The sequence below is a fragment of the Streptomyces sp. NPDC088097 genome (assembly GCF_044741845.1).
In the GTDB taxonomy this organism is placed as follows: Bacteria; Actinomycetota; Actinomycetes; order Streptomycetales; family Streptomycetaceae; genus Streptomyces.
Genome location: NZ_JBIUTJ010000022.1, coordinates 81770 through 92237, shown reverse-complemented (window position 1 = coordinate 92237; position 10468 = coordinate 81770). Strand labels below are relative to the sequence as shown.

11 protein-coding genes are annotated in these 10468 nt (G+C 69.4%); 8 read left to right on the top strand and 3 right to left on the bottom strand.

Annotation, left to right across the window (positions count from 1 at the left end; all coding sequences use genetic code 11):
- Positions 1-277: 277 nt before the first annotated feature.
- Together ACIOD1_RS33795 and ACIOD1_RS33790 are read right to left on the bottom strand one after the other, a co-directional pair.
- The gene (locus tag ACIOD1_RS33795) at positions 278-802 is read right to left on the bottom strand and encodes a DUF6296 family protein (protein WP_365627465.1); all 525 of its coding nucleotides are present in this window, start codon (positions 800-802) and stop codon (positions 278-280) included.
- Between the two features lie 191 nt (positions 803-993).
- Positions 994-1305, bottom strand: a complete 312-nt coding sequence (locus tag ACIOD1_RS33790; protein WP_401906926.1) for a hypothetical protein — start codon at positions 1303-1305, stop codon at positions 994-996.
- A 389-nt stretch (positions 1306-1694) separates the two neighbouring features.
- Here ACIOD1_RS33790 and ACIOD1_RS33785 point away from each other — a divergent pair, with 389 nt between their 5' ends.
- From ACIOD1_RS33785 to ACIOD1_RS33770, 4 genes are read left to right on the top strand one after another with little or no spacing between them, the layout of a single operon-like run.
- Positions 1695-3350: a SpoIIE family protein phosphatase gene (locus ACIOD1_RS33785; protein ID WP_401906923.1), complete on the top strand. Its 1656-nt coding sequence runs from the start codon at positions 1695-1697 to the stop codon at positions 3348-3350.
- On the top strand, positions 3347-4432 hold the full coding sequence (locus ACIOD1_RS33780) for a cobalamin-dependent protein (protein ID WP_365627456.1): 1086 nt from the start codon (positions 3347-3349) through the stop codon (positions 4430-4432). Before ACIOD1_RS33785 ends, ACIOD1_RS33780 begins: the two co-directional genes overlap by 4 nt.
- Entirely contained in the window at positions 4429-4902 is a 474-nt protein-coding gene (locus ACIOD1_RS33775) for an STAS domain-containing protein (protein WP_401906920.1), read from the top strand. Before ACIOD1_RS33780 ends, ACIOD1_RS33775 begins: the two co-directional genes overlap by 4 nt.
- A 56-nt stretch (positions 4903-4958) precedes the next feature.
- Positions 4959-5483: a MarR family winged helix-turn-helix transcriptional regulator gene (locus tag ACIOD1_RS33770; protein WP_401906917.1), complete on the top strand. Its 525-nt coding sequence runs from the start codon at positions 4959-4961 to the stop codon at positions 5481-5483.
- A 53-nt stretch (positions 5484-5536) separates the two neighbouring features.
- Here ACIOD1_RS33770 and ACIOD1_RS33765 read toward each other — a convergent pair whose 3' ends face one another.
- On the bottom strand, positions 5537-5953 hold the full coding sequence (locus ACIOD1_RS33765) for a restriction endonuclease (protein WP_401906916.1): 417 nt from the start codon (positions 5951-5953) through the stop codon (positions 5537-5539).
- Between the two features lie 651 nt (positions 5954-6604).
- On the opposite strand from ACIOD1_RS33765, the gene ACIOD1_RS33760 reads away from it, so the two are divergent.
- From ACIOD1_RS33760 to ACIOD1_RS33745, 4 genes are all read left to right on the top strand, one after another.
- Positions 6605-6778 carry a CsbD family protein gene (locus tag ACIOD1_RS33760; protein ID WP_401906914.1) on the top strand — a complete coding sequence of 58 codons (174 nt, stop codon included), beginning with the start codon at positions 6605-6607 and terminating at the stop codon, positions 6776-6778.
- 476 nt (positions 6779-7254) lie between these two features.
- Positions 7255-8427, top strand: a complete 1173-nt coding sequence (locus ACIOD1_RS33755) for a PP2C family protein-serine/threonine phosphatase (protein ID WP_365627445.1) — start codon at positions 7255-7257, stop codon at positions 8425-8427.
- 244 nt (positions 8428-8671) lie between these two features.
- A complete protein-coding gene (locus ACIOD1_RS33750; protein WP_365627442.1) occupies positions 8672-9481 on the top strand; it encodes an MEDS domain-containing protein in 810 nt (269 codons plus the stop codon).
- The gene (locus ACIOD1_RS33745) at positions 9478-10434 is read left to right on the top strand and encodes an anti-sigma factor RsbA family regulatory protein (protein WP_401906910.1); all 957 of its coding nucleotides are present in this window, start codon (positions 9478-9480) and stop codon (positions 10432-10434) included. The genes ACIOD1_RS33750 and ACIOD1_RS33745 overlap by 4 nt, the downstream gene beginning before the upstream one ends.
- Positions 10435-10468 lie beyond the last annotated feature (34 nt).

Genomic DNA, 10468 nt, shown 5'->3' with positions numbered 1-10468 from the left:
CCTCACCCACACCGGCCTCACCATCCACCCACCACACCCACCGAACTTACGAAAAGATCAGTAAGGGCTGTCCCGTAATCCGTGGTGGATCAGCGCGTGGCGTCGGATGCGGTGCATCGCAAGGCGGAGGGACGCCCGAATACCGGACGTATTCGGGCGTTCCGACAACGCGGCGAGGTGCCGTAGCCGACGCCGCGCGCCCACCAGGGATTACGGGACAGCCCTTAGGGACCCCCCCCTGCCCCCATCTGAAGGAATCCAGGGGCCGACGCCTGCATCAGTCGGCCAAGGGGCGCGCGGTAACCCCGTGAACCGGTTCTTGGCCGGCGCCGGTTGCGAGGACGCGCACTTCCGCTTTGTCGCTGATCTCTGCCTGGATGGTGCCCGTCGTGTCCTCGTAGACAGGGTGGCCCCCCGCCCCCGTCCGGCCGGTGACACGCACCTCGACAGTGTCTTGGCCGCCCTCGGGGACACCGGGGAAAACCAGCTCGTACCGTCGCGGCAGCCGGTCTCCCGTGTTGGCCTTTCGTACGCGCTCCGGGTCGATCGGCGGTGCCGTCGAGCCCGTGCCCACCCTGGAGGCCGCTCCCGGAGCCCGCCCGTGATCATCCACGGTGCCGCCCTGATGCTGCAGAGGAGGAGCCGGCACAGAACGGTCCGGATCAGGACCCGGGCCCTTGCCTTCAGCCGTGCCACTCAAGTGTCTCTCCCGTCTCCGCTGAACCCTGGGCGGACGATGGGGCCCATGGGGCCCAGCCCACGCCGCATCGCCGACACGAGGCGCCCGTCCCAGGCCGACCATCGCCGGGCACACCCTCGTGGCGCGAGCGGCAGGCCGTGCCCGAATCATTTTTGCGTGCCCGGTCCCGAGGCCCTCGAAGGCGTGCCGCGGCGAACTGATGATCACCGATCAAAACAGTTTGCCGCAGCGCTCAGCTGATCTGGGGTCTACCGTCAGCACCCACCGGCGACTGCGAAAACGAAGCCGCGCACTCAGTTTCCGCATTCGCCTTCTGCGGTCACGGCCACCGATTTCCTATCACCGCCCGACCGCAGCCGGCAATGAGCAACCAGGGCGGCCGTCTCGACATCGGTCGGACGCATCAACACTTCCACAGCAGCAGGCAGCGGTCCCGCGACACCGCCCTCCAAGCTCGACCGAACCAGATCGAACACCGCCTGCCAGTCCTCCATCGAGGCGTCCACCGCGGACACCTCCGACAGAGCACCCAGCAAGTCCGGGTCGAAGAAGTTCTTGACGTCATCCCACGCCAGATCCGGCGTCCCGCCGTGCTGCCCGTTCACGCCTCCCGAACGGAGCCCGATTTCCCAGCCGGTTTCGGCATCGAGGCGTCGACGATGAGGGTGCTCGGAAGAGGCTTCGGCCGCCCCTGCGGTCTCTCCTCAGGTTCTTCACATGCCGCGCGGAGGCTGCCTGGTGCGGGCATCGCCCGGGTGTCGCCAAGGGATGCCCGCAGATCGCTGACCTGTGCTTCTACTCGGGCGTTGTCTCGCACTCCGACGTGGAGCCAGAGCTCTCATTCCGGGACCCGGGGGCTGAAGGTGGGCGAATTGCCTGTACGGGACGGGTGCCGGCGGGGGGCGGGGTTGCGGGGGGAGGGGCACGTAGACGATGGTTGCCGCACGGCAATACATCGACTTAATGAGGTGAGGGGTTCGCGCAGCGGGCCTTCGTGGTTGTGACCTACACCCAGCAGGCACCGGCCGTGAGCGCGTCCGCTCCGGCCCACATCGCATGGACGCATGTGCCCTGCCCCGTCGTGATCGTGGATCCTGCCGGTACGGTGCGCCATGCCAACGCGCGAGCCACCAGCCTTCTCCCCGACCTGCGTTCCGGTGCTTCCCTGGCCGGGAGTGTGCCCGCATGGCTGGCCGACGGCCACAGGCGCCGGGTGGCGGCGGATCGAACCCAGAACGTGGTGATGTCGGGTCCGGTGGGAGAGCGCAGCTTCGAGGCTCATCCCACGGTGCAGGACGACGGGGACGTCGTGTGGTGGCTCCTGGACGACACCGAACACCGGGTGACCCGCGAGGATCTGCGGAGGGAGCGCGAACGGACGGCGTTCTTGGCCGAGGCATCCAACACGTTGCTCGCGTCGTTGAACCTGGAGCGGTGCATGGAGGTGACGGCGCAACTCGCGGCCGAGCATCTCGCGGACGCCGCGCTGGTCATCGCGCCGCGCAGCGGGCGTCGGCTGCCGGCCGTCACCTGTCTGAACGGTGGCGCACCGCAGCGTTCCCACTGGGACGTCGATCCGCAGGAGGTTCCCGGTCTGGCCGAGGCGCTGCAGGGCTTCCCCCCTGTTCCGTCGCGGTGGATCGAACCGGCCTCCGCTCCGGCCTGGTTGGTTCCCGAGGGATTCGGTCCGGTCGGTTCGATCGTCGTCACGCCGTTGCCTGGGCACGGTGTGCCCGCCGGTGCGCTGATCTTGCTGCGCCGTAGCGGGGAGGCGGTTTTCAGCGAGGGGGAAGAGGTTTTCGCGCGTCTCTTCGCCGCCCGTGCCGGCGCGGCGATGTCCGCGGCCCGTTTGTACGCGGAGCAGGCCACCCTCAGCCAGACGTTGATGAGGGATCTGCTGCCTCCGGTGCTGCATCAGGTCGCGGGGGTGGACTTCGCCGGTGGCTATCGTCCTTCGAAGGACAACGAGCGGATCGGCGGCGATTTCTACGATGTCCATCCTGGAGCGGCCGAGGGCGACGCGTCCTTCGCGGTGCTGGGCGATGTCTGTGGCAAGGGCCTCGAAGCCGCCGTCCTGACGGGCAAGATCCGTAACACGCTCCAGGCGTTGCTGCCGATGGCCGGCGATCACCAGCAGATGATCGACCTGCTCAACGGCGCCCTTCTCAACTCCCACCACACCCGCTTCGCGACGCTCGTGATGGCCTCGGCGGTGCGCGAGGCGGGCTCGGTGCGGCTTCGGGTGACCAGCGCGGGGCATCCACCGGCCTTGATCGTGCGGTGGGACGGTGGCGTGGAGGAGGCTGCCTCCCGCGGCACTCTGGTCGGCGTTTTCCCCGCGGCCCCCGCGACGACGACGCACGAGATGTTGGCGCCCGGTGATTTCTGTGTGCTGTTCACCGATGGGATCACCGAGGCCCGGGGTGGACCGTTGGGCGAGGAGATGTTCGGCGAGGAGCGGTTCAAGGAGGCGTTGGCGCAGTGCGCCGGGATGTCGGCCGAGGTGGTCGTGCGGCATGTGCAGATGCTCGTCGGCCAGTGGGTGGGGGCCGCGGAGCACGACGACATGGCCGTCGTCGTCATCGCGGCTCCTCTTACCCACCACCTCAGTGCGGTGGGCGGCCATACCCGGGGCAGGTTCACCGCATGAACTCCTTGGACACCGTCTCACCGGAGCGCCGCATCGACCTTCTGTGGGAGGCGGTCTGCGCGGGCGACGAGCGGGCGGCCACCGACTCGGTCTTGGGCACGTGGGAAGACGGCGTGCCGGCGGAGCGCGTGCTCTTGGACCTGATCGCCCCCGTCCAGCGCAGGGTCGGCGAGGAGTGGGCCGCCAACCGCATCACCGTCGCCCAGGAGCACGCCGCCTCCGCCATCAACGACCGCGCCATAGCCGCCCTCTCCCGGCACTGCGCCGCCCCCGCGGCGACAGGCAGGGGCACGGTGATCGTGGCCTGCGTGGACGGGGAATGGCACGGGCTGCCCGCACGCCTTCTGGCCGAGGTCCTCACCCTGCGCGGCTGGACGGTCGACTACCTCGGCGCACAGGTCCCCACCGGCCACCTGATCGCACGGATCCATCAGAGGGGTCCCGCGGTGGTGGCGCTCTCCAGCTCGATCGCCACCCGCCTGCCGACCGCCCATGCCACGATCACCGCGATCCAGGCCACCGGCACACCCGTCCTGGTGGGCGGGGCGGCCTTCGGCCGTCACGGCCAGTACGCCCGGCTACTGGGCGCCGATGCCTGGGCGCCGGACGCCGGGACCGCCGCGGACCGGCTCGACGAGGGACCGCTGCCCCTGCCCGCTCCCGCGCACCAGCCCATCGACGACCTACCGCACCTGAGGGACCAGGAATACACGATGGTCGCCCGGACCCGCTCCGGCCTGGTGCGCGCCGTCATGGACGCGCTGGCCTCCCGTTTCCCGGCCATGCGCGACTACACCGCCGCGCAACTCGGCCACACCGCCGATGACATCGCGCACATCGTGGACTTCCTGGCCACCGCCCTCTACACCGACGATCCGGAACTCCTCACCGACTTCCTCGCCTGGACGGCCGGCATCCTCACCGCCCGCAGGGTCCCGGCCCACTCGCTCGTTTCGGCCCTGAGCATCCTGAGCGAGCAGCTCAGGGACTTTCCCCGGGCCACCCTCATGCTCGACCGAGCCGCGGACCGCCTCACCAGGGCAGGTTCCGTGATCGCCTCCGACTCCGGGAATCCCGTATGACGCCGCCGCCCGATTTCGCCTCTGCCCACCTGCGCCTGATCAGCGCGCAGCGCGCCGAAGAGGGCCTGCTCCATCTGGAGGTACACGGGTTCTTGGACTTCGACAGCGCCGAGCACTTCCTGGCCGCCGCCACCGAGCACCTCGCCGCCACCCCCGGCCTGCGGACTCTCCGCTTGGATTGCGGCGGCCTGAACGGCATCGACTCCATGGGCCTGGCGATGTTGTTGATGCTCCACCGTCGCACCACCGCCGTGCACGTCATGCTGTGTCTGGAAGCCCGTCCACCCGCCCTCGAACGGATGCTGACCCTCACCGGCGCCATGGACCACCTCGTCCCCGGGCGTCCGATCGAGACCGACGGTCACACCGAGACGCACCGCATGGCATATCGTCATACGTCAGAGGACGGCATACCCGTCGAGCAAGCCGGCCACGGACCTCGTCCGGCCGGACCGGGCACCAGCACCTGATGCCCGAACCACGCGCACGCCAGCAGCAGGGGCCCGGTCCCTGGACGGGGGAACGCATGACAGAGCGCACCCACCCGGAGTCCGACCCCGTTCACTCCGCGGCCCGCCAAGTCGGACGGATCGTCGAACTCCTCGACATCCTGTGGGAGCAGGCCCGCAACAACATCCCGCCCCCGTACGTCCCCGTCTCCCAGCTGCGCGTGATGTACATCGTCGAGGGTGAGGACGGGATCCGCATGCGGGACCTCACCCGTCTCCTGTCCGCCGCGCCGCCCTCGGTGTGTCGTCTGGTCGACCGCCTCCAGGCCCTGGGCTTCATCGAACGTCTGCCCAGCCCCGACAACGGCCGCGAAGTCATGCTTTCCGTGACGGGCTCGGGCCGCGACCACCTGGCCCGGATCCGTGAATGCCGCGACCAGCTTCTCATCCAGACCCTCGCCGACATGCCCTTCCCCAAGCGCACCGCACTGGCCGAAGGCCTTGCCCAATTCGAGCAGGCACTGGCCGACGACCCCATGCTCCGCGCCAGGCAGGACAACCGGGCCGCCCCGATCCGACCGGATGTGGCCCGCAGCCTGTAGAGCGCGGACCTGGCGCGACGCAAGCGCGGTGTTCGTCCGCGCGGTGTCGAGAGTCAGGCGAGCGGGGCCGGGGTGAGCGTGAGTCGATCCAATCTGGCGTAGAGCGAACGCACCATCCGGGCCCGGGCCTGGGCGCAGGCCGCGGTCGCCTCCAGCGGCTCGGCGAACATGCGCTCGGCGTCGTCCAGGATCACTTCGGCCAGCGCGCGCCGTCCGTCGTCGCCTCGGAGACGGACCGCGTGCCGGCGTACGACCGCCGCGACGGCGCGTGCGTGTCCGGTCATCTGGAGCGCGATCTGCTCATAGTCGCGGTCCTCCAGGCGCGGGACCTTCCAGGCGAGCACGGCGCTGACGAGCGCTTCGTAGGGGCCACGATCGAGGGGGATTTCCGCGCCGAGGCGGCCTTCCGCGCCGTGGTCGAGCGTGGGCATGGGCATGGGCATGGGCATGGGCATGGGCATGCTGATCATGAGTGCCTCTTTGTCTCTTCGTACCCGTCGCCGCGTTGTGACCGCGGCACAACCGAGTCGCGATGTTGCTGCTCCATGGCCGTCAGTTCCTCAGGGGCCGGTCCGAAGGAGGTGGGCCGCCGGGAGGCGCCTTCCGGTCGGGTCAACGACCCTGATACGGGATGCCTTGCTGACGCGGAGCTCCGCTCGATCGCGGCGCGCGGGAACGGCGGGAGCCGCTCCGCCTGCGGCGGCCCGGAAAGGGGTTGCTCCGCGCCGGGGCGCTGGGCGCGAGGATCAGCAGAGCGATGGGCATCAGGACAGCGACGAGGATGAGTACGGTAACGAGGGTCATGTTCCTGCCTTCCGTCGGATACCGATTACTTGTAGTTACTTGGTGTAACCAGAATGCGGGGTCGTAAACACCATGAGTGACGGCATCTCGGGAACGGGCCGACCTTGGGCGGCTCATCGTCCACCAACCTTCGAAAGCCTCCCCAGCTGACGATCCCCGCACGTGCGTTCCCCTTTGAGTGCGGCCACGGGCGAAAACCCGCCTGGGCGTTCGACGCTCTTCCTGATTCCCCGATGACATGTCGTCGGACGTTTGCCTCACCGGAAATGGGCAGACGTCGGTGCGTAAGCGTTCTCTACCGCCTGGGAGTGATGACCGTGTCGGGTAAAGAGAAGACCCGGGCCAAGACCGAGCAGGCCAAGGGCAAGGTCAAGGAAGTCGCCGGCCGTCTTGTCGGCAATGAACGCCTCACCGCCGAAGGCCGTACCGAACAGGCCAAGGGCGCCGCTCGACAGGCCAAGGAAAAGATCAAGGACCTCTTCAAGCGCTGACCCTCACCGCAGGGGCCGGGACCTCCGCTGGGCCCCGCCCGTATCCGGTGTCCCGCCGACGTGGATGGCGAGGGTCCTGACGTGACCCCGCCCGGTGCGCTGAGCGGGGGCCAGGCCGATCAGGGCACCCTGGAGAGCCAAGACCAGCGCAGTACCCGAAGCGCGCGACGCGTCGGGCCGCCGCCTCAACCCTCCGCCGCCGGCTCGGCGAGACATCCGGAGGGCTGTTCGCGGGGCAGCCGAGCGGCCATGAGGGAGCGGTGCCCGGGCTGCCTCATCTCCGAACCGGGCAAAGGGCCGCGCCGACGGCTGCCGCCCTCCCCCACGGCGACAGCCACGACTGGTCCCACGAGTCCCGGGCACACGCGTGCGAAAAGGCCCGTGTACCCGAAGCCCATGACCTCGACGACCCGGCACCGGCTCCCCCGGCGCGTCCCTCCCCTACCCCCGCCCCACCTCGCAGAAATGATCCGGCCATGACGAACTTCCTCGCTGTCGAACGTGCCCTGCGCACGGCCGCGCCCCACGACCTCCTGCGGTCGCTCCGCGTAGCCCTGATCGAGCACTACCGCGCGATCGAGGTGAGCCTCCTCATGGCCGACTACAGCCTCACCGTCCTACAGCCGGTGACCGCGCTGCCCCACACCGCCGAGCCCCTGTCCGTACAGTCCAGCCCCGAAGGCCGGGCCTTCGGCAGCCAGGAGCCCTACCTACAGGACGCGGCCCGGGACGGCGCCGTAGACCTCCACCTGCCCGTGACCGTGCGCGGCGACCGACTGGGCATCCTGACGGTGCGCGTGCCCGAAGACGCGTGCACGCCGGAGGCCGTCGGTGAACTGACCGACCTTGCGGAGTTGCTGGGACACGAGATCATCGTGGCCGAGCGCGATACCGACCTCTACCTCCAGGCCCGGCGTGCCAGCCGCCTCACCCTCGCAGCCGAAATGCAGTGGCAGCTCCTGCCCGCGCGAGCGTGCGCCCGCCCCGAATACGCCATCGGAGCCCAACTGGAGCCCGCCTATGCCATCCACGGCGACAACTTCGACTGGTCCACGACCGCCGAGACCCTCACCCTGGCGGTCACCAACGGAATGGGCGAGGGAATCCAGGCGTCGCTCCTGACCAACCTCGCGATCAACGCGCTGCGCAACGCCAGAAGGGCCGGGGTCGACATCGCCGATCAAGCCTCGCTGGCGGACCAGGCCATCTACGGGCAGCACCGCGGACACCAATACGTGTCCACCCTGCTGCTCTCCCTCGAACTGGAAACCGGTAACGGGAAGGTCGTCGACGCCGGCTCCCCGCAACTGTGGCGCTACAGAAACAGATCCGTAGAACGCCTCGAATTCGAGGCACAACTCCCCCTCGGCATGATCGAAGAGTCCGCCTACACCGCCCACGCCTTCCAAGCGCTGCCCGGCGACCGCCTGGTCTTCGTCAGCGACGGCGTGTACGCGGCCGCCCGCGAGGGCGGAGAGACATACAGCGAACGCGCTCTGGCCCGGGCGATCCACGCCACCAGCCTCCTGCCCGCCGCGGCCGTGCCCCGCGCGATCCTCCAGGAACTGGCCGCGTACCGCGACGCCGACCCCGACGACGACGCGATGATCCTGTGCATGGACTGGTTCGGCCGGACCACGCAGGAGTGAGCCACGGCGAAACCCGGCACCGGCCAGGCCGCCGGCCCTGACCCCGCAGGTCAGAGGCAGCAGTGGACAGGCTCGCCGCCGCCGTTCACGCCGTGGTCCTCGAACACGTACTGGTCCTCGAACGCGTCAGGCAACCGCCCAGGGCCACAGGGCTCGTCCTTGACTCGGCAACCACCTGCGGTTCTCCCGTTCATCTGAAGATCAGGGGCGGCATATCCTTGGTCATGGCGGTAAGGAGGCCGGGGTGAGAGGGACGCGAGCGCTTGCGACGTTGGACGAGATCGACGTGGGAGATCACGCGTGCTGGGTGATCGACGGCGTCCGACGTCTGTCCACCGGCGCTGCTCCCTACGTCGCGGACGGGGCGCTGTTCGGGGACCGGGTCGTGCTGGTGGGCTCGGCGGATCCGGTGGCGGAGGTGCGGCGGCTGGGTTCGTTCCCCGCTTCCGCCGTGGTGATCGATCCCTTCGAAACCGCGGGATCCGTGGTGGCGGCCGTGGACCGCGAGCTCAGGCGGGCCAGGCGCGAAGGGTTCCGTTCCGTTCGCGTCCTCGCGTGCCGCGAATCGGGAGACTGCGGTACCCCGGCGGGTATGGCGGCCCTGTTGGACAGCGAGCTGGGGCTGGACGAGATCGCCGCCGCCGGCGGCGCCACCGTGGTGTGTGCCTACCTCCCCGGTTCCTGGGACGCCCCGCAGTTGGAGCAGGTCATGTGTGTACACCCACAGACATTGGGCAGCCGACCTTCACTGCCCGCGTTTCACATGTTCAGATCGGGAAGCGAGGGCTGGAAGGTGAGAGGTGTGATCGACTCGGACGGGGCGCACGCGTTCGGTTCGGTCCTTCGGGCCGCGACGCTGAACGCTCGCGCTGTCCGGCTGTGCTTCGAGGACGTCGAACTGATCGACGCCGCCGGGATGCGCGCCCTGGTCGACGCCGCACTGCACCTACCGGATCGTTCCGTCACCGTCGAGGGCGCCAACCGCATCGTTCGGCGGTCCTGGCAGCTGTCCGGCTACGCCGTACCCGAGATCCCGGTCGAGGTCCTCGGATGAGCCCCTGCCTCCAGACCGAGCAGCCACGGGACGGCTTCCGCCACGAGCTCTACCCCTACCGCGGCGACGATGCGTTCCTGGGTGGTGCCCTGGGCTTCATCCAGGAGGCTCTGGACGCTCGGGAAGGCGTCGTCGTCTCCGTACCCGGCGATCGCGAGGCCCTGCTGCGCGCCGAGCTCCCGGACTCCGCGCCGGTCACGTTCCTCGACGCCGCGGCGCCCGGGCACAACCCGGGCCGGCTCCTTGCCGTGTGGCAGGACGAGATCGCCCGGCACTCCGCGGACGGACGGCCGCTGCGCGGCATCGGCGAGACCGCCTGGCGCCAGGCGCGCACCCCCTCGCAGGCCGCCGAGCTGCGCTACCACGAGTGGCTGCTCAACCTGGCCTTCGCGCGAAGCTCGGCCTGGCAGTTGCTGTGCCCCTACGACACGGGCGGCGAGGATCCGGTCTCGCTGGAGGCCCTGATCCGCTGCCATCCCCTGATCCGCCGTGCCGGAGCGGCCGAGCCGAACGCCGACTACGACGGGGACACCGCCTACGCGTTCGAGGAACTCACCGACCCGTGCGGGCCCCTGGACGAGCTGTCCTACACGCGTGGAGACCTGTCAGCCGTACGCGACAAGGTCACCACCTGCGCCGCTGAGGCGAACCTGCCCAAATCCCGGCTCGATGACCTGCTCCTCGCGGTCACCGAAGTCGCCACCAACAGCATCCGCCACGGTGGGGGGCGGGGAACCCTGCGCACCTGGGCCAAGGACTCGACCTTCATCTGCGAGTTCCGCGATGCCGGCCACATCGACAACCCCCTCGCAGGCCGTATCCGTCCCACCCACCAAGGCGTCGGTGGCCGTGGGCTCTGGTTGGTGCACCAACTGTGCGACCTCGTCGAAATCCGCACCGGCCCACAGACCGGCACCACCATCCGCCTCCACACGAACCTCTCCGCGCACTGACATCGTGCCGCCTGAAGGACCGGGCAACGCGCGC

What these genes read in the sequence shown, in the direction of transcription:
- ACIOD1_RS33795 (WP_365627465.1), bottom strand. Translation starts at nt 802, where the DNA reads ATGGTCGGCCTGGGACGGGCGCCTCGTGTCGGCGATGCGGCGTGGGCT.
- ACIOD1_RS33780 (WP_365627456.1), top strand. Translation starts at nt 3,347, where the DNA reads ATGAACTCCTTGGACACCGTCTCACCGGAGCGCCGCATCGACCTTCTG.
- ACIOD1_RS33745 (WP_401906910.1), top strand. Translation starts at nt 9,478, where the DNA reads ATGAGCCCCTGCCTCCAGACCGAGCAGCCACGGGACGGCTTCCGCCAC.
- ACIOD1_RS33755 (WP_365627445.1), top strand. Translation starts at nt 7,255, where the DNA reads ATGACGAACTTCCTCGCTGTCGAACGTGCCCTGCGCACGGCCGCGCCC.
- ACIOD1_RS33765 (WP_401906916.1), bottom strand. Translation starts at nt 5,953, where the DNA reads ATGATCAGCATGCCCATGCCCATGCCCATGCCCATGCCCATGCCCACG.
- ACIOD1_RS33770 (WP_401906917.1), top strand. Translation starts at nt 4,959, where the DNA reads ATGACAGAGCGCACCCACCCGGAGTCCGACCCCGTTCACTCCGCGGCC.
- ACIOD1_RS33775 (WP_401906920.1), top strand. Translation starts at nt 4,429, where the DNA reads ATGACGCCGCCGCCCGATTTCGCCTCTGCCCACCTGCGCCTGATCAGC.